The 22,716-nt window shown below is 72.0% G+C and carries 20 protein-coding genes; 6 read left to right on the top strand and 14 right to left on the bottom strand.

Features of this window, described 5'->3' with window-relative positions; translation table 11 throughout:
• Nucleotides 1-387 precede the first annotated feature (387 nt).
• Nucleotides 388-1,056 carry a bifunctional DNA primase/polymerase gene (locus OG509_RS26940; RefSeq protein ID WP_406185095.1) on the top strand — a complete coding sequence of 223 codons (669 nt, stop codon included), beginning with the start codon at nt 388-390 and terminating at the stop codon, nt 1,054-1,056.
• Nucleotides 1,057-1,148: 92 nt separating this feature from the next.
• On the opposite strand, the gene ftsY is transcribed toward OG509_RS26940, so the two are convergent.
• Nucleotides 1,149-2,369 carry a signal recognition particle-docking protein FtsY gene (ftsY, locus tag OG509_RS26935; RefSeq protein WP_406185093.1) on the bottom strand — a complete coding sequence of 407 codons (1,221 nt, stop codon included), beginning with the start codon at nt 2,367-2,369 and terminating at the stop codon, nt 1,149-1,151.
• A gap of 142 nt (nt 2,370-2,511) precedes the next feature.
• Here ftsY and OG509_RS26930 point away from each other — a divergent pair, with 142 nt between their 5' ends.
• Entirely contained in the window at nt 2,512-4,020 is a 1,509-nt protein-coding gene (locus OG509_RS26930; RefSeq protein WP_406185091.1) for a cytosine permease, read from the top strand.
• Nucleotides 4,021-4,083: 63 nt separating this feature from the next.
• The gene (locus tag OG509_RS26925; RefSeq protein ID WP_406185089.1) at nt 4,084-5,070 is read left to right on the top strand and encodes an LLM class flavin-dependent oxidoreductase; all 987 of its coding nucleotides are present in this window, start codon (nt 4,084-4,086) and stop codon (nt 5,068-5,070) included.
• A 49-nt stretch (nt 5,071-5,119) separates the two neighbouring features.
• Here OG509_RS26925 and OG509_RS26920 read toward each other — a convergent pair whose 3' ends face one another.
• From OG509_RS26920 to OG509_RS26905, 4 genes are all read right to left on the bottom strand, one after another.
• Nucleotides 5,120-6,556: a sugar porter family MFS transporter gene (locus OG509_RS26920; protein ID WP_406185088.1), complete on the bottom strand. Its 1,437-nt coding sequence runs from the start codon at nt 6,554-6,556 to the stop codon at nt 5,120-5,122.
• Nucleotides 6,557-6,786: 230 nt separating this feature from the next.
• Entirely contained in the window at nt 6,787-10,581 is a 3,795-nt protein-coding gene (locus OG509_RS26915; protein WP_406185086.1) for an AAA family ATPase, read from the bottom strand.
• A 207-nt stretch (nt 10,582-10,788) separates the two neighbouring features.
• On the bottom strand, nt 10,789-11,004 hold the full coding sequence (locus OG509_RS26910; RefSeq protein WP_030162422.1) for a hypothetical protein: 216 nt from the start codon (nt 11,002-11,004) through the stop codon (nt 10,789-10,791).
• Nucleotides 11,005-11,354: 350 nt separating this feature from the next.
• Nucleotides 11,355-11,636 (bottom strand): acylphosphatase, encoded by a 282-nt coding sequence (locus OG509_RS26905; protein ID WP_053691075.1) that lies wholly within the window; start codon nt 11,634-11,636, stop codon nt 11,355-11,357.
• A gap of 135 nt (nt 11,637-11,771) precedes the next feature.
• Here OG509_RS26905 and OG509_RS26900 point away from each other — a divergent pair, with 135 nt between their 5' ends.
• Both OG509_RS26900 and OG509_RS26895 read left to right on the top strand, forming a co-directional pair.
• Nucleotides 11,772-12,704, top strand: a complete 933-nt coding sequence (locus OG509_RS26900; RefSeq protein ID WP_406185085.1) for a CAP domain-containing protein — start codon at nt 11,772-11,774, stop codon at nt 12,702-12,704.
• Nucleotides 12,705-12,765: 61 nt separating this feature from the next.
• Complete coding sequence (locus tag OG509_RS26895) at nt 12,766-13,143, top strand: winged helix-turn-helix transcriptional regulator (RefSeq protein WP_403724013.1); 378 nt, start codon at nt 12,766-12,768, stop codon at nt 13,141-13,143.
• Here OG509_RS26895 and mutM read toward each other — a convergent pair.
• The 9 genes from mutM to OG509_RS26850 all read right to left on the bottom strand — a co-directional run bounded on the left by mutM (nt 13,116) and on the right by OG509_RS26850 (nt 22,229).
• A complete protein-coding gene (mutM, locus tag OG509_RS26890; RefSeq protein WP_406185084.1) occupies nt 13,116-13,976 on the bottom strand; it encodes a bifunctional DNA-formamidopyrimidine glycosylase/DNA-(apurinic or apyrimidinic site) lyase in 861 nt (286 codons plus the stop codon). The genes OG509_RS26895 and mutM overlap by 28 nt on opposite strands.
• A 147-nt stretch (nt 13,977-14,123) precedes the next feature.
• On the bottom strand, nt 14,124-14,996 hold the full coding sequence (rnc, locus tag OG509_RS26885) for a ribonuclease III (RefSeq protein WP_406185083.1): 873 nt from the start codon (nt 14,994-14,996) through the stop codon (nt 14,124-14,126).
• A 19-nt stretch (nt 14,997-15,015) separates the two neighbouring features.
• A complete protein-coding gene (gene rpmF, locus OG509_RS26880) occupies nt 15,016-15,189 on the bottom strand; it encodes a 50S ribosomal protein L32 (RefSeq protein ID WP_003965982.1) in 174 nt (57 codons plus the stop codon).
• Between the two features lie 2 nt (nt 15,190-15,191).
• Nucleotides 15,192-15,902: a YceD family protein gene (locus OG509_RS26875; protein WP_387282428.1), complete on the bottom strand. Its 711-nt coding sequence runs from the start codon at nt 15,900-15,902 to the stop codon at nt 15,192-15,194.
• 69 nt (nt 15,903-15,971) lie between these two features.
• Nucleotides 15,972-17,030, bottom strand: coding sequence for a cell division initiation protein (locus tag OG509_RS26870; protein WP_406185082.1), 1,059 nt, complete (start codon nt 17,028-17,030; stop codon nt 15,972-15,974).
• A gap of 103 nt (nt 17,031-17,133) precedes the next feature.
• Nucleotides 17,134-17,613, bottom strand: coding sequence for a pantetheine-phosphate adenylyltransferase (gene coaD, locus OG509_RS26865; protein ID WP_208328977.1), 480 nt, complete (start codon nt 17,611-17,613; stop codon nt 17,134-17,136).
• 29 nt (nt 17,614-17,642) lie between these two features.
• Nucleotides 17,643-18,221, bottom strand: a complete 579-nt coding sequence (gene rsmD, locus OG509_RS26860) for a 16S rRNA (guanine(966)-N(2))-methyltransferase RsmD (RefSeq protein ID WP_406185081.1) — start codon at nt 18,219-18,221, stop codon at nt 17,643-17,645.
• 95 nt (nt 18,222-18,316) lie between these two features.
• A complete protein-coding gene (gene recG / locus OG509_RS26855; RefSeq protein ID WP_406185080.1) occupies nt 18,317-20,521 on the bottom strand; it encodes an ATP-dependent DNA helicase RecG in 2,205 nt (734 codons plus the stop codon).
• 16 nt (nt 20,522-20,537) lie between these two features.
• Nucleotides 20,538-22,229, bottom strand: a complete 1,692-nt coding sequence (locus OG509_RS26850) for a DAK2 domain-containing protein (RefSeq protein ID WP_406185078.1) — start codon at nt 22,227-22,229, stop codon at nt 20,538-20,540.
• 248 nt (nt 22,230-22,477) lie between these two features.
• Here OG509_RS26850 and rpmB point away from each other — a divergent pair, with 248 nt between their 5' ends.
• Entirely contained in the window at nt 22,478-22,663 is a 186-nt protein-coding gene (rpmB, locus tag OG509_RS26845) for a 50S ribosomal protein L28 (protein ID WP_030298506.1), read from the top strand.
• The last annotated feature ends 53 nt before the right edge of the window (nt 22,664-22,716 follow it).

The raw sequence follows: 22,716 nt of genomic DNA, 5'->3' as shown, positions 1-22,716 counted from the left end.
GCCTCTTCACACGAAACCCTGGCTGGAGCGGCGAGCGCCGCCACGGACCTTCACAGGTCCTCCACAAGTTGCCTCCGGCATAACCACGGACGGCCCGCCTTCGGGGTTTGGTGCACTGAAAGTAATCCTACGATCACCCCCTCCGCGAGGTCGATTCCAGAAACGCCACCATTCGCCACCCCTTTGAATGAACTAGCCACCCGCCAGGCGCGATTCACTTGACACCGAGGCGAAAACGATCGGATGGACGGGAGTGCGGTGGGGGCGCGCGCGGCGAGGAGTGCGCCGGGCAGCCCCTCCGGGCACCGGGCTCGCCCCCGGCCCCGCATCCCGTCCCGCCGACGTCGTAACCACCTGCGCGTCCGACCCGTTGGAGGGGGCATGGGCATGGGCTTCACGATCGGCGGCAGCCGCAGCACCAAGGAGTTCCGTTCCGGCTCGCGGCGCCGCGGCCGGAGCTCGGAGTGCACGGCGGTCGCGGAGTACACCGGACTGTGGGGCTGGGACGTGGTCCCCGGCGCCCGCGCCGCGGCCCCCGCCCGCGGCTGCTCCTGCGGTCATACGGGTTGCAGCGCACCGGGGGCTCATCCGCTCCCCCTGGCTCCGACCGTCCCGGCCGGCGCCACCCTCGACGAGGTCACCGAGACCTGGGGCGGCTACCCCGGTGCGGCGGTACTGCTCCCCGTCGGCCGGACCTTCGACGTCATCGAGGTCTCGGAGGAGGCCGGGCGCCGGGCGCTGGTCCGCCTGGAGCGGATGGGCCTGCCGCTCGGGCCGGTCACCGCGACCCCGGACGGCCGGGCCCAGTTCTTCGTGGCCCCGGGCGCGGCCGCCGAGCTGCCGCAGCTGCTGTACCGGATGGGCTGGGACGACGCCGACCTCGACCTGCGGGCCCTGGGGCCCGGCGCCTTCCTGACCGCCCCGCCGTCCGACCACGCGGGCCTGGGCCCGGTCGGCTGGCTGCGCCCGCCCGCGCTGGACTCCGCGGGCGGCCCGCCGCAGGCCCGGCTGCTGCTGGGCACGCTCGCATACATCTGCCACCGGCTCCGGCGCTAGTACACGTGCCTACGACAGCGCCCCCGGGTTCCGGCCGGAACGCGGGGGCGCTGTCATGCGTACGGGCTGCGTGCACCGCGTACGGGCTGCGCTCAGTCGCCGATCAGGGCGTCGACGAACGCCTCCGGCTCGAAGGGCGCGAGGTCGTCGGGGCCCTCGCCGAGGCCGACGAGCTTGACCGGGACGCCGAGCTCGCGCTGGACGGCGACGACGATGCCGCCCTTGGCGGTGCCGTCGAGCTTGGTCAGCACGATGCCGGTGATGTCCACGACCTCGGCGAAGACGCGGGCCTGGGTCAGGCCGTTCTGCCCGGTGGTGGCGTCCAGGACCAGCAGGACCTCGTCCAGCGGGCCGTGCTTCTCCACGACGCGCTTGACCTTGCCGAGCTCGTCCATGAGGCCGGTCTTGGTGTGGAGGCGGCCGGCGGTGTCGATGAGCACCACGTCGGCGCCCTCGGCGATGCCCTCCTTGACCGCGTCGTAGGCGATCGAGGCCGGGTCGCCGCCCTCGGGGCCGCGTACCGTACGGGCGCCCACGCGGTCGCCCCAGGTCTGGAGCTGGTCGGCGGCGGCGGCGCGGAAGGTGTCGGCCGCGCCGAGCACCACGGAGCGGCCGTCGGCGACGAGCACGCGGGCCAGCTTGCCCGTGGTGGTGGTCTTGCCGGTGCCGTTGACGCCGACGACCATCACGACGCCCGGGGTGTCGGTGCCGCTCTCGGTCTTCACGGCGCGGTCGAAGTCGGTGCCGACCAGGGTCAGCAGCTCCTCCTTGAGCAGGGCGCGCAGGTCCGCCGGGGTGCGGGTGCCGAGCACCTTGACCCGCTCGCGGAGCCGGTCCACGAGCTCCTGCGTCGGCACGACACCGACGTCGGCGATCAGGAGGGTCTCCTCGATCTCCTCCCAGGTGTCCTCGTCGAGGTGCTCACGCGAGAGCAGCGTGAGCAGCCCCTTGCCGAGCGAGTTCTGCGACCGGGCGAGGCGGGCGCGCAGCCGGACCAGGCGGCCGGCGGTGGGCTCGGGCACCTCGATCTCGGGGGCGGCCGGTGCCTCGGGCTCGGCGACGACGGCGGGCGCCTCGGGAGCCGCAGCCTCCGCTTCGGGGAGGCCGACCTCCTCGATCGTGCGGCGGGGCTCTTCCGCCGTCTCTACGGCGTCCTCCCCCACCTGCGGTTCGGCGGGCGGGGCAGTGATGGTCGGCGTGCTCGACGGTGCCGAGGGCGGCAGCTGCTTCTTCTTGCGGCTGCTGACCACGAGCCCGCTGATCGCGCCGACCGCGACCAGGGCGATGACTACAGCAAGGATGAGGATGTCCATAACCCGTCCAGTATCTGCCACGGCGGCCCCGGACCCCCGTCTCCGCGGTTCCGGCCGGGCCGTAAGCCTCTATTTGTGGACTTGGCGGCACATCTACGATGATGGGCGACTTACCCGTACGCCCTGCCCACCGGAGTACCGCATGCCTGCCGAGCCCGCCGACGGCGCGATACCGACGCCGACCGAGACCTCCGCCCCGACCTCGGCCGAGACCTCGGTGGAGACCCGCGGCCTGGAGCCCGTCCCGGACAGCGAGCGCAGCGGCCGGGTCCGCGAGCTCGTGCCGACCTGGGTCGCCGCCAACATCAGCGTGCTGCTGCTGACCATGGGCGCCGGCCTGGTCATCTTCAACAAGCTCAACATCTGGCAGGTGCTGGTCGTCGCGATCGCCGCTCCGGTCGTCTCGTACGGGATCGTCGGGCTGATCTCGATCGCCGGGAAGCGCGGCGGCGCCCCCGGCATGGCGCTCTCGCGGGCCGTGTTCGGCCAGCGCGGCAACCTCTTCCCCGGCGCCCTGATCTGGGTCGCCCGCTGGGGCTGGGAGACCATCAACGCGGTCAGCGGCGCCTTCGCCATGCTCACCGTGCTGGACCTGCTGTTCGGCGTGCGGAAGAACACCGTCCTGATCCTGGTCACCCTGCTGCTCTTCGTCGGCTGCACCTTCCTGGTGTCCGGCCTCGGCATCAGCGCGCTGCGCGTGTGCTCGACCTGGTCGACGTACCTCTTCGGCGCCTTCAGCGTGCTCGTGCTCGGCTATCTGGTCGCGGAGACCGACTGGTCCGCCGTCTTCGACAAGCCGGCCGGCTCGACGGCGATGATGATCGCCGGCATCGGCACCATCGCCGCGGGCGGCATCAGCTGGGTCCCGTCCGGCCCGGACTTCACCCGCTACCTGCCGCGTACGGCCTCCGCCAAGGGCATGGTCGGCGCGACGATCGGCGGCGCGGCCGTCGTCGTGATCCCGATGGTGCTCATGGGCGCGGTCATGGCGGTCGGCACCCCGGACCTGGCCACGGCCCAGGACCCGGTCTCCTTCATCGGCAATCTGCTGCCCGCCTGGATCGCGGTGCCGTACCTGCTGATCGCGCTCGTCGGCATGCTGCTGATCAACTCGATGTCCATGTACTCGGCCGGCTTCACGGCGCAGACCCTCGGCATCAAGGTCCCGCGCGCGGCGGCCGTCAGCGTCAACGCCGTCATCAGCCTGGTCTTCGGCTTCCTGCTGATGGTGGTCGCGACCAGCTTCTTCGGCTCGTTCATCTCCTTCCTGACGCTGCTGGCCGTGGCGTTCTCCGCGTGGATCGGCGTCTTCGGCGTCGACATGCTGCGGCGGACCTCGTACGACGGCGCCGCGTTGCTGGACACCACCCGCACCAGCGCCTACTGGTACCGGGGCGGGTACGCCTGGCAGGCCATGACCGCGTGGGGCCTGGCCCTGGTCGTGGGGCTGCTCTTCACCAAGGTCGACTGGTTCGCCGGACCGCTCGCCGGCACCTGGATCGGGCAGAACGGCCTGGGCTGGGCGGCCGGCATCGTCACTTCCGGCGCGCTGTACGCCGTACTGCCGCGCACGGCGGCTCCGGCTGCTCCCGCGGCCGGGGCCGAGGCCGAGGAGCCCGCGCTCACCTCCGCCGGATCCCTGTCCAACTGACGCTGCGTCAGCTAACGTCCCCCTTCGCCCGCGCACCCACATCCGGCGAAGGGGGACTTCTCCATGCCCATCACCGTGGCCCGGTTCAATCTCGTCGACCCGAACGGCACCCCCGAGACCCTCTCCGCCCGTTACAAGGCCGCGCTGGAGATGGCGAGGTACGCGGACGACCGCGGCATCGACACGATCCAGACCGAGGAGCACCACGGCGCCGCCAACAACTGGCTGCCCTCGCCGTTCGCCTTCGCGGGCGCGGTCTTCGGCGCCACCCGCCGGATCGCGGTCACCGTCTCGGCGATCATCGGCCCTCTGTACGACCCGCTGAAGGTGGCGGAGGACATCGCGGTCCTCGACCTGCTGAGCGGCGGCCGTCTCGTCACGGTCGCGGGCATCGGCTACCGGCCCGAGGAGTACGAGCAGCACGGCGTCGAGTGGGGCCGGCGCGGCCGGCTCCAGGACGAGCTGCTGGAGACCCTGCTGCGGGCGTGGACCGGCGAGCCGTTCGAGTACCGCGGCCGTACCGTACGGGTCACCCCGCGGCCCTTCACGCAGCCGCACCCGATGCTCCTGGTCGGCGGCAGCTCCAAGGCCGCGGCCCGGCGTGCGGCCCGGCTCGGGCTGCCGTTCTTCCCCAGCGCGCACCTGCCGGAGCTGGAGGCGTACTACCAGGCGCAGCTCGCGGAGCACGGGACGGAGGGCTTCTGCATGATGCCCGCGGCCGAGACGCCGCTGCTGCACATCGCGGAGGACCCGGACCGGGTCTGGGCCGAGTACGGCGACCGCTTCCTGCACGAGGCGGGCATGTACGCCTCGTGGCAGTCGAAGGACATCCGCAGCGCCGTACGGTCGGCCGCGCGCACGGTGGCGGAGCTGCGTGCGGAGGGCGTGTACCGGGTGCTGACCCCGGACGAGGCGGTCGCGTACGCCCGGGGCGCGGGCGAGGCGGGGAACCTGGTGCTGCACCCGCTGTGCGGCGGGATGCCGCTGGACGAGGGCTGGCGCAGCCTGCACCTTTTGTGCGAACAGGTGCTGCCCCGGCTCAAGGACTGAGCGGGGGCAGCACCTGCCGTAAGAGGAGAGGGGGTGTTGGCGGGGGTGGTTACCCCATCTCCTCCAACGCCTTGCCCTTGGTCTCCGGCACCCACCTGAGGATGAACGGGATCGAGAGCGCGGCGAAGATCGAGTAAATGACGTACGCGCCGGACAGGTTCCAGTCCGACAGCGACGGGAACGAGACGGTGATGACCCAGTTGGCGATCCACTGGGCGGCGGCCGCCACGCCGAGGGCGGCGGCGCGGATGCGTCCGGGGAACATCTCGCCGAGCAGCACCCAGACCACCACGCCCCAGGACAGGGCGAAGAAGAGGACGAAGCAGTTGGCGGCGATGAGGGCGACGAGTCCCTGGGTGTGCGGCAGTGCGATGTCGCCGCCGCTGGTGTCCTTGTAGGAGAAGGCCCAGGCGGCGAGGCCCAGGGAGATCGCCATGCCGACCGAGCCGATGAGCGCGAGGGGCTTGCGGCCGATCCGGTCGACGAAGATCATCGCGATCACCGTGCCGATGATGTTCACGACGGAGGTCTCGAAGGAGTACAGGAAGGAGGAGCTCGGGTCGATGCCGACCGACTGCCACAGCGAGGAGCTGTAGTAGAAGATCACGTTGATGCCGACGAGCTGCTGGAAGACGGACAGGCCGATGCCGATCCAGACGATGGGCAGGAAGCCGAAGCGGCCGCCGAGCAGGTCCTTGAAGGTGGACTTGTGCTCGGAGCGCATGGCGTGCTCGATCTCGGCGACGCGCCCGTCCAGGTCGATCTTCGAGCCCTCGACCTCGGTCAGCACCTTCTTGGCGTCGTCGGTACGACCGACGGAGACGAGGAAGCGAGGGGACTCCGGGATGACGAAGGACATCAGCCCGTAGAGCACGGCCGGGACGACCATGACGCCGAGCATCCACTGCCAGGCTTCGAGGCCGCCGATCTCCCCGCGCTGGTCGCCGTCGGCGAGGTTCAGGATCCCCCAGTTGACGAGCTGGGAGACGGCGATGCCGATGACGATCGCGGCCTGCTGGAACGAGGCGAGCCGACCGCGGTAGGCGGCCGGGGAGACCTCGGCGATGTAGGCGGGGCCGATGACGGAGGCCATGCCGATGCCGAAGCCGCCGACGACGCGCCAGAAGGCGAGGTCCCAGAGGGCGAAGGGGAGGGCCGAGCCGATCGCGCTCGCGGTGAACAGGACCGCGGCGATCTGCATGCAGCGGATACGGCCGATCCGGTCAGCCATGCGGCCGGCGGTGGCCGCACCGAGCGCGCAGCCGATCAGCGCGGCGGCGATCACCTGGGCGAGTACGGCCGAACCGACGTCGAACCGCTCGCGGATGGCGACGACCGCGCCGTTGATGACCGAGCTGTCGTAGCCGAAGAGGAAGCCGCCCATGGCGGCCGCGGCGGCGATGAAGATGACGTGCCCGAGGTGGTCGGGGTGGGCGGCCCGGCCGCCGCCGCCCGGCACCGGCGCCTGCGCTGTGCTGCTGGTCAAGGTGTGCTCCTGCGGGTGCCCGGCTGCGGTGACGGGCTGGGTGGGGGTGGTTCCTTCCAGTGGCGCACAGCTGAAGATCCGGCACCACCCGAAGGGAAAGGCAGCGGGAGCGAGCCTATGTGTTCATTTCTTGAAGTCAATAGGGTGGGAGAAGTTCACATGTGATCAGAAGGTTCGGGCACAGTCCGGCACATGGTGTTCACTTCTCGAAGGGAAGGCGGGCGGGTAGGTCAGCGGAGCCGCTGGCTGATGACCTTGGAGACGCCGTCGCCCTGCATGGAGACGCCGTACAGCGCGTCGGCGACCTCCATCGTCCGCTTCTGGTGGGTGATCACGATCAGCTGCGAGCTCTCCTGGAGTTCCTCCATGATCCGGATCAGCCGCTGCAGGTTGGTGTCGTCGAGGGCGGCCTCGACCTCGTCCATCACGTAGAACGGGCTGGGCCGGGCCTTGAAGATGGACACCAGCAGGGCGACGGCGGTCAGCGAGCGCTCGCCGCCGGAGAGCAGCGAGAGCCGCTTGACCTTCTTGCCCGGCGGGCGGGCCTCCACGTCCACGCCGGTGGTGAGCATGTTGTCGGGGTCGGTCAGGATCAGCCGGCCCTCGCCGCCGGGGAACAGCCGCGAGAACACCCCCTCGAACTGCCGGGCCGTGTCGCGGTAGGCCTCGGTGAACACCTGCTCGACGCGCTCGTCGACTTCCTTCACCACCTGAAGGAGATCGGCCCGGGTCTTGCGCAGATCCTCCAACTGCTCGCTGAGGAAGCGGTGACGCTCCTCCAGCGCCGCGAACTCCTCCAGGGCGAGCGGGTTGACCTTGCCGAGCTGCTGGTACGCGCGCTCGGCCGCCTTCAGCCGCTTCTCCTGCCGGGCCCGTACGAAGGGCCCCGGCTCGGCGTCGGCGTCCGGGTCCTCCCCCTCGGCCGGCGGGCTCGGCGGTACGGGCTGGTCCGGCCCGTACTCGGCGACGAGGCTCGCCGCCCCCATCCCGAACTCCTCCAGCGCACGCGACTCCACCTGCTCGATGCGCAGCCGCTTCTCGGCGCCGAGCACCTCACCGCGGTGCACGGAGTCGGTGAGCTTGTCGAGCTCGCCCTTGAGGTCGCGGCCGCGTGTCCGGGCCTGGCCGAGTTCCCGTTCGCGCAGGCCCTTGGCGTACTCGGCGGCGGCGCGCTCCTGCTCGGCCCGGCGCAGCGAGACCTCCAGGTGCGCGAGGAGCTGCCGGGCTCCGTCGGCGACGGCGCGGGCCACCTCGGCCTCGTGGCGCAGCCGGGCCCGGCGGCGTTCGGCGCGGGCGCGGGCCTCGCGTTCGGCGCGGGCGCCGCGGTCCAGGGAATCGGCGCGCCCGGCCAGCCCCTTGACGCGCTCTTCGTGGGTCCTGAGCTGGAGCCGGGCTTCCATCTCGGTCTGGCGGGCGTTGGCCCCGTCGGCGGCGAGCCGGTCCCGCACGGCGGTGTCCGGCTCCCCCGCACCACCGTCCCCCAGGGGGTCGTTCTCCTCGGCGACGGCGAGCCGTTCGGCGCACTCCTCGACCTCGGCCAGCGCCTGCTCCAGCGCGTCCTGGGCCTTGGCCGCGGCGGCGGCACTGCGCTCGGCCTCGCCCGCGGCGCCCTTCGCCTGCCCGGCGAGGCGCCCCAGCTGCTGCGCCACCCCGGCCCGGGCCTGCTCCCCGGCCCGCCGCCGCTCGCCGATCTCCTCGACCCGCGCCGCGAGCTCCCGCCGCAGCGCGTGCGTCCGGTCACGCGCCGAGCCGCATTCCGCGCACTCGGCGTCCAGCCGAACGAGCTCCTCATCCGCCTCGTCGACGGCGGCCTGCACCTCGATCAGACTGGGAGCGCCGGCGGAACCGCCGTGCGCGAGGTGCGCACCGAGCACGTCCCCGTCCAGGGTCACGGCAACGAGATCGGGCCGCGCACCGACCACCCGCTCGGCCTCGTCGAGCCCCTCGACGACGACGTACTCCCGCAACACCCACCCCACGGCCCGCAGCAGGGCGGCATCCCCCTGCGCCAACCCCCCGGCGGGCACGACACTGCCGGCGGCAACGGCAGACGCCGGCGCCGACACGCCCCCCGCGGCGGGCAACGCCGACGCCTGAGCACCGGGGTCCGGGGCGGAGCCCCCGTCAGGCCCTTCCGGCCCCGCCGGCGTTCGAGGCGCGGGATCCGGGGCGTAGCCCTGGTTTCGGGAAGGGGCGGCATCGACGCCGGTGGCAGCCTGGCCCGGGAAGGGGATCCCCGACGGCGCACCCGCCTGGGGCTGGGCCTCCGCGTCGGGATCGGCCTGGCCCGGGATCGGGATCCCGGTCGGTGCGTGCGTGATCAGGAGGGTGGCCCGGCCCGCGTCCGCGGCCCTCAGATACCGGATGGCGGCGGCCGCCGCACCCGGCGAGGACACCGCCAGCGCATCCGCCGCCGCGCCCAGCGCCGCCGCCACCGCGACCTCGTACCCCGGGGTCACCGACAGCCGCTCCGCCGCCGGCCCCAGCAGCCCCGCCAACCGCTCCCGCGCGGCGAGCAGCGCCCCCGTGCCGTCCTTCCTCCGCAGCCCGAGCGCCAGCGCGTCCCGCCGCGCCGACACCGCCGCCCGCGACTTCTCCGCGGCCGCCACCGCGTCCCGCGCCTGCGCCAGCGCGGCCTCCGCCGCCGCGAGCTCCGCCCGCGCCGCCGCGTACTCCTCGTCCACCGCCGGGTCTTCGAGCCCGCCGACCTCCTCGGCCAGCGTCTCGTACTCCGCCTGGGCGGCCCCGGCCCTGGACTCGGCCGCGTCCCGCGCCGCCACCAGCCGGTCGATCTCCGCCTGCGCCGCCCCGGCCCGGGACCGGGCCGCGCCCAGCCGCCCCTTCAGCCGCGCCAGCCCCTCGCGCCGATCGGCGATGGCCCGCGCCGCGTCCCGCAGCCGCCGCTCCTCCGCGGCCAGCGACCGCTCCAGCTCCGCCCGGTGCTCGACGGTGTCCTCCAACGCCCGCGACGCCGCCTCCAGCGCCGCCGTCAGCTCCGCCTCCTGCTCGCGGATGCGCGCGGCCTCCCGCTCCATGTCCTCCGGATCGCGGCCGCGCCGCTCCTCCTCCGGGGCCGCGGCCGAGGCCGACTTGACCCGCGCGTCGGCCAGGGACGCAGTCCCCCGTACCCGCTCGGCCAGCTGCGACAGCTCGTACCAGGTCTGTTGCGCCCGCTGGAGCCGCGGCGTCAACTGCCGCACCGTTTCCTCAAGCTCCGCCTCGCTCCGAAGGGCCTGCGCGAGCTGTGCCTCGGCCGCCTCCTTGCGCTCCTTCAGCGCCGCCTCGTCCGCGACCTCCGCGTCGAGCGCGCCCCGCAGCGTCACCAGGTCGTCGGCGAGCAGCCGCAGCCGCGCATCGCGCAGGTCGGCCTGGATGACGGCCGCCCGCCGGGCGACGGCGGCCTGCCGCCCCAGCGGCTTCAGCTGGCGCCGCAGTTCCTCGTTGAGGTCCTGTACGCGCGCGAGGTTGGCCTGCATCGCGTCCAGCTTCCGCAGCGCCTTCTCTTTGCGCTTGCGGTGCTTGAGAACGCCGGCCGCCTCCTCGATGAAGGCGCGCCGGCCCATCGGATCGGCGTGCAGGACGGAGTCCAGCTGGCCCTGGCCGACGATGACGTGCATCTCGCGGCCGATGCCCGAGTCGGAGAGCAGTTCCTGGATGTCGAGCAGCCGGCAGGTGTCCCCGTTGATCTGGTACTCGCTGCTGCCGCCACGGAACATGATGCGCGTGATCGTGACCTCGGCATACTCGATCGGCAGGGCGCCGTCGGAGTTGTCGATGGTCAGTGACACCTCGGCTCGCCCGAGCGGCGGCCGCCCGGTGGTGCCGGCGAAGATGACGTCCTCCATCTTGCCGCCGCGCAGGGATTTGGCGCCCTGCTCCCCCATGACCCAGGACAGCGCGTCCACCACATTGGACTTGCCCGAGCCGTTGGGGCCCACGACACACGTGATGCCGGGCTCGAAGCGCAGGGTGGTTGCGGAGGCGAAGGACTTGAAGCCACGCAGGGTCAGGGACTTGAGGTGCACGCCGCCGGACTCTACCTTTCACGTTCGGTTTCACCCATGAAGGTGCAGGGCACAACTGACGCTAAAGGAATCGCCCCCCCACCTGGCCCAACGCGCTCGTGGACCACTGACGCGGCCGGCGGCCGGGGCGGCCAAGAAAGAAGGGACGCCGAAGCGTCCCTTGCAGATCATGCGGGGCTGGAGTCGAAGCGACGAATAGAGCGCGGATCAGGTGAGCGCAGGCTCCGCCTGGGGTACGTCGATGTCGATGCGGTCCAGCAGCGAGTCTCCGTGCTGAGCGGCGGCCGCGTTCAGCGCGTCATTTTCGGACTGAATCCGTACGAGCTCGGACTCGAGGTCCTGGACGCGCTGCTGAAGCCGTCGCATCTCGGCGAGGAGTCGCGGATCGGAACCGCCGACGTAACCGAGAAGCGCCTTTGCCATGATGGATGGTCCTCCACACTGAGTGACCGACCGAAGCGGTGTGGGTCGTGAGGGAATCGCACCCGCGGATGTCCGGCAGCGACTGTCAGTCACTGCGCTTACTAGTGCCAGCACTGCCAAACAGCTCAGGTGCGCGGGGCTTCCAGCGTCTCACCAAAAAGTTTGACGGTCAACACGATCACGCCCCGTATCGGCGGGCAGCCCGGCTCTCCCAAGGGACGTGGAGATCGTCCGCTGCTTCGACCCTTCCACGGAACACCGCGTCCGGCAACGCGTCGGGAGCGGAACGCGCAGATCCGGCCGGGTGCGGACCGTCCGGAGATGTGATCAGTACATGATCAGCCGATCGCTCAGCGGATCGCGAACCCGTCGTAGCCACCGCGCGGTGTGCCCCAGATCTCTGTCACTCCGTCCACCCTCCCGGGCGTGTCGGCAGAGCGCAGCCAGTCGAGCAGCCGGTGGCAATTCTCACGTTGACCTTCGGCCACCACCTGTACTCGCCCGTCGTCGAGGTTGAGCGCGAACCCGACGACTCCACCGATCTCCAGTGCATTGGCCCTGGTGAACCAGCGGAAGCCCACTCCCTGTACACGGCCGCGCACCCACGCGGTCATGCGGACGTCTTCATTCATGCGTGAACGCTAACGGGGCGGAGACTTTCGCCCCACATCGCCCCGGCGCCCCATCGCGTACAGTCGCGCACCAGTGAACTCACCCATTTGGGTGAGTAAGGGATGATCTTGAGCCTCAAGGAAGGCACGTCGCCGATGGGACGCCACCGACTTCACGCCGCGCCGGGCCGCGACGGCAACCGCCGCACCCTCGTGCGCACCGCCCTGCTCGGCGGGGCCGTGGCCGTGGTCCTCGGTACGGCGGCGGTGACCACCGGCATGGTTCCGGTCGGCACCTCCTTCCCCTATGTCGGTGTCAGCGCCGAAGGCTCGACCGCGAACACGCAGGCCAAGTCCGAGGCCGAGGCCTCGCCGAGTCCGGCCCCCGTGCCCGAGCAGCAGGGGGGCGGCCTCGCCAACCTCTCCGGCCGCGCCTCCGCGGGCCCCGACGCGAGCAGCCCGTCACCCTCGGCCTCCCCCTCGCCGTCCGCCTCCCCTTCCCCTTCCCCCTCGGCCTCGGCGAGCCCTTCCGCCTCGCCCACCCCGACCGCCTCCGCATCCCCCTCCGCCAAGGTGCAGGCGAAGCCGCTGAAGAGCCCGCCGCCGGTCCCGGTACCGGTGCCGGTACCGCCGAAGACGGCCGCCCCCAAGCCGCCCGCCCCGCCGACCCCGACCCCGCCCCCGGCCCCGGCCCCGACGCCCGGCGACGGCCACTCCGCGGAGGAGACCGCCGTACTCACCCTGGTCAACCAGGAGCGCGCGCAGGCCGGCTGCGGTCCGGTCCGGGCGAACCCGCCGCTCGCGACGCTGGCCGCCGCCTTCAGCAAGGACATGGCCACCCGCGGCTTCTTCGACCACACCGACCCCGACGGGAACACCCCGTGGGACCGCGCCACCAAGGCGGGCCTCTCCGGACTCGGCGGCGAGAACATCGCCCGCGGCCAGGGCGACGCCCAGGCGGTCATGAACGCCTGGATGAACAGCCCCGGCCACAAGGCGAACATCCTCAACTGCGAGTTCCGCACCCTCGGCGTCGGCGTGTACGTCGCCGCCGGCGGCCCCTGGTGGACCCAGGACTTCGGCTTCTAGGCGCTTACCAGCCGAAAGCGCAATCTTCTGGTCAGCGCTGTACGGAGTTAAGCTGGTCGGCATGGAGACAGAGCTTCCGTTCGACGCCTTCGCGCGCGCGTGCCCGTCCCGGGAAACCCTGGAGCACGTCACGGGCCGCTGGGGCAGCCTCACGGTGGGCGCCCTGCGCGACGGTTCGTGCCGTTTCAACGAGCTGCGCCGCAAGGTCGACGGCGTGAGCGAGAAAATGCTCTCCCAGACCCTGCAGGCGCTGGAGCGCGACGGCATCGTCAACCGCGAGGCACAGCCGACGAACCCGCCCCGCGTCGACTACGAGCTGACCCCTCTCGGCGTCGAGATCGCCGACCGGCTGCTCGCGCTCATCCACTTCCTCGAAGCCAGCATGCCCCGGGTCATCGGCGCGCGGGAGTCCTACGACGCCACGCGCGGGGGCCGCTGACAGCGCGGGCAGAAGTAGCTGGACCGGTTCATCCACGGGCGGCGCCGCATCGGGGTGCCGCAGCGCCGGCAGGGCTCGTCCTCGCGCCCGTAGGCGTCGAGCGAACGGTCGAAGTAGCCGGACTCGCCGTTCACGTTGACGTACAGGCTGTCGAAGCTGGTGCCGCCGACGTCGAGCGCCGCGTTCATCACGTCCCTGACGTGGCCGAGGAGTTCCGCGCTCCGCGGGCGCGTCAGCGTGGCGGTGGCGCGCTCGTAGTGCAGCCGCGCCCGCCACAGCGCCTCGTCCGCGTAGATGTTGCCGACCCCGCTGATCAGCGACTGGTCCAGCAGAGCCCGCTTGACGGTGGTCCGCTTGGCGCGCAGCGCCGCATGGTAAGCGGCCTCGTCGAAGAGGGGGTCCAGCGGGTCCCGGGCGATGTGCGCGATGACGTCGGGCAGCCCGTCGGGCGTGTTCTCGTGGAGCGAGAGCCCGCCGAAGGTGCGCTGGTCGACGAAGCGGAGCTCGGTCCCGGCGGCGTCCTCGAAGCGCACGCGGATGCGCAGGTGCTTCTCGTCGGCGGCCTCTTGCGGCTGCACCAGGAGCTGTCCGCTCATCCCGAGGTGCCCGAGCACCGAGAGGTCCCGCCCCTCCAGGGGCAGCCACAGGTACTTGCCGCGCCGCTGCGGGACGCCGATCGTCTCGCCCGTCAGCCGCGCGGCGAAATCGGCGGCGCCGGCCGGGTGGCGGCGTACCGCGCGCGGGTGGAGCACCTCGACGGCCTCGACGGTCCGGCCGGCCACCCAGCGCTCCAAGCCCCGCCGTACGACTTCGACTTCGGGCAGCTCGGGCACGGCGGTCCTCCGGGGGCGATGCGGTCGTGGTGCGTTCTGGTCGCTCCCGGCGAGCGTACCGGCCTGCCCCGCCGGGCCCGGAAACGGGTCCGCCCGCCCCTGCACGGAGGCAGGGGCGGGCGGGGGATCCCGAAGGAAGGGTTCAGCTCAGCCGCTCGGCGTCGGGTCGGCGGGCGTCGGCGACCCGCCGTCCTCGGCCGAGGCCACGGCCTCGGCCCCGGTGTCGGCCGGAGCCGTCACCGCGACCTTGGCGGCGGCGGATGCCGCGGCTTCCGCCGCGATCCGCTCGTCCGCCTTGGCCCGGATACCGCGCCAAGCGGACTCCGCGGCCTGCTGTTCCGCTTCCTTCTTGCTGCGGCCGGTGCCGGTGCCGTACGAGACACCACCGACGCGGGCAGCAGCGGTGAAGGTCTTCTCGTGGTCCGGACCGGTCTCGGTGACCAGGTATTCCGGTACGCCGAGGCCTTCGGCCGCCGTGAGCTCCTGGAGACTGGTCTTCCAGTCCAGGCCGGCCCCGAGGTTCGAGGACTTCTCGATGAGCGGGTCGAAGAGCCGGTGAACCAGCTCCGAGGCCGCGTCGAGGCCCTGGTCGAGGTAGACCGCGCCGATCACCGCTTCAAGGGTGTCGGCGAGGATGGAGGCCTTGTCCCGGCCACCCGTGCCCTCTTCGCCCCGGCCGAGCCGGATGAAGGAGCCGAGGTCGAGGCCGCGCCCGACCTCCGCCAGTGCGCGCGAGTTGACCACCGCGGCCCGAAGCTTGGCCAGCTGGCCTTCGGGCAGGTCGGGGTGGGTCGTGTACAGCGTGTCCGTGACCACCAGGCCGAGCACGGAGTCCCCGAGGAACTCCAGGCGCTCGTTGGTGGGCAGACCGCCGTTCTCGTACGCGTACGAGCGGTGGGTCAGTGCACGCACCAGAAGGGCGGACTCGAGTCGATACCCGAGCCGCCCTTCCAGAAGCGTGTGGGACGAGGCCGCGTTGTTACTGTCTGCCTGCTTCTCAGCGTTGGACAGCTCAGACATTGCGCCTCTCACCAGCCGCTCAGACCTCGAGGACCTGGCGCTTGTTGTAGGTGCCGCAGCTCGGGCACGCGATGTGCTGGAGCTTCGGCTCCTGGCAACGCTCACACGAAACCAGGGTGGGGACCGCAGCCTTCCACTGCGACCGGCGGTGGCGCGTGTTGCTGCGCGACATCTTCCGCTTCGGAACAGCCACGGCTACTTCTCCTGCTTCTCGGCGGCGCCCTGAACTCCGTCAGAGGCAGTGCCGCTCATGTTGTCCTTCTCGTCGTCCTGATCGGTCACGACGAGTCCCTGCAATGCCGCCCAACGGATGTCGACGGCGTCATGGTGGTGGTCCGGGTCGTCGTTCAGGCTGAGCCCGCAATCGGGGCACAGTCCGAGACAGTCCTCCCGGCACACCGGCTGCATGGGCAGTGCGAGCACCACCACATCACGCAGCACGGGTTCGAGGTCGAACAAGCCGTCCTCGAGGAAGAGCGTGTCCTCGTCGTCCTCGGCGTCGTCGGCCGGCTCCGCTTTGGTGCGGCTCCGGTCGTCGGCGTCAGGGTACGAGAACATCTCCTGGAAGTCCGCCTTGAGCTCGCGCTCGACGGACTCCAGACACCTTACGCACTCCCCCACGGCCGATGCACGGGCGGTGCCTGTGACAAGCACCCCTTCCATGACCGACTCAAGGCGGAGGCTGAGCTTCAGCGGGGCGCCTTCCGGCACTCCGATGACTCCGACGAGACCGAAGTCCGCCGGGGTCGCGATCTCGCGGGACAGCCGCTGCATGGCACCAGGACGCCGACCCAGCTCGTGCGTGTCGAACACGAGGGGGTTGCGGTGGTCGAGGCGGGTATTCAGGGCCGTTCCTGCTTTCACAGATCGCTGAAGATCAAAGATTCCGCCACTTGTGGGCAGCATGGATCGCGGTGCATACGCGCGACCGAAGAGCCAGGATACCCGGCGCTTCGCTCTGAGCCCAATCCGGCCTCAGCGACCCTGTTCGTACTGGCGCAGCTGGTCCAGATTGATCATGCTCGTGTCGAAGAAGCTGGTCTCGTCGAGCGCGGGCTGCTGCGGCTGGTGCTGCGCGGCCTGCGGCTGCTGCGACTGCTGCTGGTAGGCCGCGTACGGGTCCGGCTGCTGGTCGTAGCCCAGCGCCGCGTACGGATCCGGCTGCTGGACCTGCTGCTGGTAGCCGTAGGGGTCCTGGTAGGCGTAGTCCTGCTGCTGGGGCTGCTGGTAGCCGTACGCGTCATACGTGGGCTCCTGCTGCGCCTGCGCCGGGATCGCCGGGGCCGCGGGCACCATCGGGGCCGCCGGCTCCGCCAGGCCCGCCAGGAAGTCCGCGTCGCTGGCCGAGCGGGACTGCTGCGAGCCCGCGGCGTCCTGGGCGGCCATGTGCGCGCCGAGGTCGTCCGTGGGCACCCGGCCCAGCAGCTTCTGGCGGCCCCGGCCGACCGCCTCCAGGGTCTTGGAGAGCACCGCCTCGAAGGTCGCGAGCTTGGTGTCCACGTACGCGTCCGCCTGCCGGCGCTGCGTCTCCGGGTCGTGGCTGCGCTCGGGCGCCTCGGCGTCCGCGTAGCCCTGCTCGTCCAGCCCGGGCCCGCGGCCCAGCAGCTTCTCGCGGCCGCGGTCGACGGAGCCGATGGTCTTGGTGAGCACGACCTCGAAGTTCGCGAGCTTGCTGTCGACGTAGTCGTCGGCCTCGGCCCGGATCTCCTCGGCCTCCCTGCGGGCGTCCGCCAGGATCCGGTCCGCCTCGGCCTGCGAGCGGCGCGCGACCTCGGTGTCGGAGATCAGCGAACCGCGCTGGGCGTGCGCCGAGTCGATGATCCGCTCCGCCTCGCGGCGGGCGTCCTCGACCATCTGCTCCCGGCCGCCGATGAGCTCCTGCGCCTGCGCGAGCGAGCCGGGCAGCGCCTGGCGCACCTCTTCGAGCTGGGCGAGCAGCTCGGCGCGGTTGATCACGCAGGAGGCCGACATGGGCATGGACCGGGCGCCGCCGACGGCCGCGACGATCTCGTCGAGCTTCTTCTGCACGTCCATGGGGGCTCGCACTCTCTCGGCCTCGGGCGGTTCCTGAGACGGACGGGACGACTGTACGGCCACCGGGCGAACGCCCGACACCGGCTGACGGCCCGTCAGTCCCTCAGCGCTCGGCGAGCCGCTCGGTCAGCGCCGCGTGTACGTGCGGCGGCAGCAGGTGGGCCACATCGCCGCCCCAGGCCGCGACCTCCTTGACCAGGGAGGACGACAGGAAGCTGTAGGTGGGGTTGGTCGGCACGAACAGTGTCTCGACGCCCGAGAGCCCCATGTTCATCTGGGCCATCTGGAGCTCGTAGTCGAAGTCGCTGACCGCGCGCAGGCCCTTGACGATGGCCGGGATGTCGCGCTGTTTGCAGAAGTCGACGAGCAGCCCGTGGAAGGACTCCACCTCGACGTTGCCGTAGTCGGCGGTCGCCTCGCGGATCAGCTCGATCCGCTCCTCGACGGTGAACAGCCCCTGCTTGGACTGGTTGATCATCACGGCGACGTGCACGACGTCGTAGAGCCGGGAGGCCCGGCCGATGATGTCGAGGTGTCCGTTGGTGATGGGGTCGAATGACCCGGGACAGACGGCTCGGCGCAACTTGGGTCCCTCGCTCTCCGATGCGGGCATCATGAGTCTTCGCTGGTGAAGGCGGCGCGACCGTACCAAAGGGTGCCTTCGCCGTACTTGCGGGAGCGCAGCGGCTCGAAGCCCTCGGGCCACGGGAAGGCCCCGCTCCTCGTGCTGCGCTCCACGGTGACGAGCGCATCGTCCGTGAGCCAGCCATTGGCGCGGAGTGTGAGCAGGATCTCGCCAAGATCGTCGTGGCCGACGGCGTACGGCGGGTCCAGGAAGACGACGTCGTACGGGTCCGCGCCGGCCGGGACCGCCACGATCTGCTCCGCCTTGCCCGCCCGGAACTCGGCGCCGGGCAGGCCCACCGCCTTGATGTTGTCCCGGATCGCCTTGGCGGCCTTGGCCTCGGGCTCCACCAGCAGTGCGTGGTCCGCGCCGCGGGAGAGGGCCTCCAGGCCGACCGCGCCGGAGCCGGCGTACAGGTCGAGCACCCGGGCCCCCTCGACGCCGTGCAGCGACTCCCAGGTCGAGAAGAGGCCTTCGCGCATCCGGTCCGAGGTCGGGCGGGTGCCGGTGCCCGGGGGCACGGTCAGCCGTCGCCCGCCGGCGCTGCCGGCGATCACGCGGGTCATCTGGGGTCCTTCGGTACGACGGTGATGGCTACTGCGGAGTTCCACGATAGGTCGTACCGCTCGGGACGGACCCGAGCGGTACCGGGCGAGGAGGCTCAGCCCTTCTCCAGGTACTGCTCGCGCTCGGTGTCCAGCAGGGCCTCCAGCGCACTCCGCAGACCCGGCAACCGCTCCAGCTCGGGGTCTTCGGCGACCACGCGGGCGGCCTCCTCCCGGGCCTGGGCGATGACCTCCTCGTCCTCGATGACCGCGAGCATGCGCAGCGAGGAGCGCACGCCCGACTGGGCCTGGCCCAGTACGTCGCCCTCCCGGCGCTGTTCGAGGTCGATGCGGGAGAGCTCGAAGCCGTCCAGGGTGGCGGCGACGGCCGCGAGCCGGGCCCGGGCGGGGCTCGCCTCGTGCATCTCGCTGACCAGCAGGCACAGGCCCGGCGCGGAGCCGCGGCCGACGCGGCCGCGCAGCTGGTGGAGCTGGGAGACGCCGAACCGGTCCGCGTCCATGATCACCATGACCGTGGAGTTCGGCACGTTCACACCGACCTCGATGACGGTGGTGGCGACCAGCACCTTGACCTCGCCGGCGGCGAAGCGGCGCATGACGTCGTCCTTGTCGGCCGGGTCCATCCGGCCGTGCAGCACCTCCACGGACAGCCCGGCGAGCGGCCCCCGCCTCAGCTGCTCGGCGATCTCCAGGACGGCCAGCGGGGGCCGCTTCTCGGCGTCGTCCTCGGCTGAGGCCTTCTTCTTGGGGTCGTCCTCGCCGTCGCCGATGCGCGGGCACACCACGTACGCCTGGTGCCCGTTCTCGACCTCCTCGCGCACCCGCTCCCAGGCCCGGGTCAGGAAGTGCGGCTTGTCCTTGGCCGGTACGACATGGGTGGCGATCGGGGAGCGGCCGGCGGGCAGCTGGTCGAGGACGGAGGTCTCCAGGTCCCCGAAGACGGTCATCGCGACGGTGCGCGGGATCGGGGTCGCGGTCATGACCAGCAGGTGCGGCGGCTGCTTCCCCTTGGACCGCAGCGCGTCGCGCTGCTCGACGCCGAAGCGGTGCTGTTCGTCGACCACGACCAGGCCGAGGTCGTGGAACTGCACCTTGTCCTCGATGAGCGCGTGCGTGCCGATGACGATGCCGGCCTCGCCGGTGACCAGGTCGAGCAGCGCCTGCCGGCGCGCGGGCATCCCCATGGATCCGGTGAGCAGCACGACCTTGGTCCCCCGGTCGGAGCCGCCGAGCATGCCCCCTTCGGCGAGCTCGCCCATCATCTCGGTGATGGACCGGTGGTGCTGCTGGGCGAGCACCTCGGTGGGCGCGAGCATGGCGGCCTGTCCGCCGCAGTCGACGACGGCGAGCATGGCCCGCAGCGCCACCATCGTCTTACCGCTGCCGACCTCGCCCTGGAGGAGGCGGTGCATGGGGTGGCTCGTGGCCAGGTCTTCGAAGATCTCGCGGGAGACGGTCTGCTGGCCGTCGGTGAGGGTGAAGGGAAGTTTGGCGTCGAAGGCGTCGAGCAGGCCGCCCGGGGCGGGGCGGCGGGGGACGGCCGGGAGCTGGGAGTCGGCGTGCCGGCGGCGGGCCAGGGCGACCTGGAGGACGAACGCCTCGTCCCACTTCAGGCGCTGGCGGGCGTCCTCGATGTCGGCCTTGGTGGCCGGCCGGTGGATCTTCAGCAGGGCCTCGGTGAGCGGGACCAGTCCGCGGCCCTCGCGCAGGGCGTCCGGCAGCGGGTCCACGGTCTCCTGGGCGCTCGGCAGCACGGCGTCCACGCACTTGGCGATCTTCCAGGACTCCAGCTTGGCGCAGGCCGGGTAGATCGGGATGAGCTGGTTCGCGAAGGCGGTCGCGGCGTCCCGGTCGGAGGCGTCCGCGCCGAGCGGCTCGTACGCGGGGTGGGAGAGCTGGAGCTTGCGGTTGAACATGCCGACCTTGCCCGCGAACATGGCGCGGGTGCCCGGCAGCAGGTCCTTGTGCGGCTTGTGGACGCCCGCTCCGAAGAAGACCAGCTGGAGCCGGCCGCTGCCGTCGGTGATGGTCACCTCCAGGCGTTTGCCGCGGCCCCCGTTGAAGGTCAGGATCCGGGCGTCGGCGACCTGGGCGACGACCGTCACGTGCTCGTCGATCTGGTCGGCGAGCTCGGCGAGCGAGGTCAGCTCGCCGCGCTCGGCGTACCGCCGCGGGTAGTGGTGCAGCAGGTCCAGGGCCGTGTGCAGGCCGAGCTGCTCGGCCAGCACCTTGGCGGTGGCGGGGCCGAGCGTCTTCTTGAGGTCTTCGTCGAGCGCGGGCACGCCTTCATTGCACACCATGGCGCTGACAAGTCGGCTATTCGACCCCGATGAGCAGGGGCGCCGAGTACCGCCCGCCGCGGTAGGTGACCGTGTCCACCGCCAGGTGTCCGTGCTGTACGTACGCCTCCAGGCGCTCGGCGAGGGCGTCCGGCACCTCCGGTCCCAGGACCAGGGTGACGAGTTCGCCGCCGGAGCCCAGCATCCGCTCCAGGACCGCCTGGGCGGTCTCGTCGAGGCCGGAGCCGATGACGGCGACGTCCCCGTCGATGAGCCCGAGCACGTCCCCGGCCTGGCAGATGCCGGCGGAGGTGAACGACTGCCGTTCGGCGACGGCGAGTTCCCCGTAGCGGGTGGCGCCGGCGGCCGCGGTCATGGCGACCACGTCCTCGTCGAAGCTGCCCTCCGGATCGTGGACGGCGAGGGCGGCCAGGCCCTGGACCGCGGACCGGGTGGGGATCACGGCCACCCGTACGCCGTCGGCGCGGGCCTGATCGGCGGCGGCGGCCGCGACGGCGCGCTGGTCGGCGCCGCCGGGCAGCAGCACCACCTCGCGGGCGTGCGCGCGCCGGATGGCGTCGACGAGCGCGGCGGCGTCCGGGACCTCTCCGGGGCGGGCGAGCACGGTGGTCGCGCCCGCCTCCCCGCACAGTCCGGCCAACCCCTCGCCCGGGACCACGGCGACGACGGCCCGCTGGACGCGCTCGCCGCGCGCCCGGCGCCGCTCGTCGGCGAAATGGGTGATGCGGATCCGGTACGGCCGCCCGGCGACCACGCCCGCCTCCACGGCGGCGCCGGGGTCGTCGACGTGGACGTGCACGTTCCACAGTTCGTCGCCGCCGACCACCACCAGGGAGTCCCCGAGTCCGTCGAGGCGCTCGCGCAGCTGCGCCACGGCCGGCTCGGCGGCCTCCAGGAGGTAGATCACCTCGTACGCGGGCCCGCCCTGCTCCTCGGCTTCGCAGGGCTGCGGCGGCCGCGGTACGGGCACGGCCCGGCCGCGGACGGCCTCGGCCGCGGGCTGTCCGCCGGACAGCGCCTGCCACAGGGCCCCGAGTACGGCGACCAGCCCGCAGCCCCCGGCGTCGACCACTCCGGCCCGGCCCAGCTCGGCCAGCTGCCCCGGGGTGTCGGCGAGGGCCGCGCGGGCCCCGTCGTAGGCGGCCCTGGCCACGTCGGCGGCGGTCCCGGCGGCCGCCCCTGCCGCCTCGCCGGCCCGTGCGGCCGCGGCGGCGACGGTGAGCATGGTGCCCTCCACCGGGTGCGCGACAGCCCGGTACGCCTCCTCGGCGGCCCGGGTCAGAGCCTCGGCCAGCATCCGGCCGGCTCCGCGGTCCCCGGGCTCGTCGCCTAGTACGTCGGCCACACCGCGCAGCAGCTGCGCCAGGATCGTCCCCGAGTTCCCGCGGGCGCCTATGAGGGCGCCGTGCGCGTAGGCCCGTACGGCCTCGGGAAGGGAGGCGGTCGCAGCCGCGGCGACCGGGTCCACCGCAGTGGTCTCGCTCACGCCTGCGGGTGGTGTTCCGAGCGCCTCGGCCAGGGCGCGGTCCGCCGACTCGGCGGTCAGGTAGAGGTTGGTTCCGGTGTCCGCGTCCGCGACCGGGTAGACGTTGATCGCGTCGATGTCCTCGCGGGCCCGGCCCAGCGCGGCCACGGCCAGCGAGCTCCAGGTGCGCACCGCTTCGGCGTCGAGCTCGTCGGCGGGCTGCGGCTGCGGCTCGTGCTGCACCGGGCGTTCCTCCTCGTGCGGGCCAGGGTTCACCGCAGGGTAACCAAGGACTGCCGCGTGTCAGGGGCCCCGGGCGGGATCGGCGGCGGCCATGGTAGTTTTCTTGGACGGACGCAGTCGTTGTATGCTGCTCCGGTTGCCCGATGAAAGTCGGGCCATTCCCCCGGCAAACCACTCAGACTTCTCAGACTTCTGATCCGGTGCGCCGGATTTCACTGTAAGTGCATCTGAAGTCTTTGGAGTGACCTGTGGCTGCCAACTGCGACGTTTGCGCCAAGGGGCCGAGCTTCGGCAACAACATCTCCCACTCGCACCGCCGCACCTCGCGTCGCTGGAACCCGAACATCCAGCGCGTTCGTGCCATGGTCAGTGGGACGCCGAAGCGCCTCAACGTCTGCACCTCGTGCATCAAGGCCGGCAAGGTCTCGCGCTGACGCCAACCGTCGTAGCGCAGCCCTTTCCGGTTGCCAAAAAGGCCGGTCCACCT

The sequence above is a fragment of the Streptomyces sp. NBC_01006 genome (genome assembly GCF_045162725.1).
Taxonomy (GTDB): domain Bacteria; phylum Actinomycetota; class Actinomycetes; order Streptomycetales; family Streptomycetaceae; genus Streptomyces.
The sequence above is the reverse complement of the archived record's forward strand: the minus strand, read 5'-3'. Positions and strand labels throughout refer to the sequence as shown.

Coding starts and splice junctions, on each gene's coding strand:
- OG509_RS26895 (WP_403724013.1), top strand. CDS start 12,766: ATGGAGACAGAGCTTCCGTTCGACGCCTTCGCGCGCGCGTGCCCGTCC.
- OG509_RS26910 (WP_030162422.1), bottom strand. CDS start 11,004: ATGGCAAAGGCGCTTCTCGGTTACGTCGGCGGTTCCGATCCGCGACTC.
- OG509_RS26940 (WP_406185095.1), top strand. CDS start 388: ATGGGCTTCACGATCGGCGGCAGCCGCAGCACCAAGGAGTTCCGTTCC.
- OG509_RS26875 (WP_387282428.1), bottom strand. CDS start 15,902: ATGCTGCCCACAAGTGGCGGAATCTTTGATCTTCAGCGATCTGTGAAA.
- OG509_RS26900 (WP_406185085.1), top strand. CDS start 11,772: ATGGGACGCCACCGACTTCACGCCGCGCCGGGCCGCGACGGCAACCGC.
- recG (WP_406185080.1), bottom strand. CDS start 20,521: ATGGTGTGCAATGAAGGCGTGCCCGCGCTCGACGAAGACCTCAAGAAG.
- rnc (WP_406185083.1), bottom strand. CDS start 14,996: ATGTCTGAGCTGTCCAACGCTGAGAAGCAGGCAGACAGTAACAACGCG.
- OG509_RS26905 (WP_053691075.1), bottom strand. CDS start 11,636: ATGAATGAAGACGTCCGCATGACCGCGTGGGTGCGCGGCCGTGTACAG.
- OG509_RS26930 (WP_406185091.1), top strand. CDS start 2,512: ATGCCTGCCGAGCCCGCCGACGGCGCGATACCGACGCCGACCGAGACC.
- OG509_RS26925 (WP_406185089.1), top strand. CDS start 4,084: ATGCCCATCACCGTGGCCCGGTTCAATCTCGTCGACCCGAACGGCACC.
- OG509_RS26870 (WP_406185082.1), bottom strand. CDS start 17,030: ATGGACGTGCAGAAGAAGCTCGACGAGATCGTCGCGGCCGTCGGCGGC.
- rsmD (WP_406185081.1), bottom strand. CDS start 18,221: ATGACCCGCGTGATCGCCGGCAGCGCCGGCGGGCGACGGCTGACCGTG.
- ftsY (WP_406185093.1), bottom strand. CDS start 2,369: ATGGACATCCTCATCCTTGCTGTAGTCATCGCCCTGGTCGCGGTCGGC.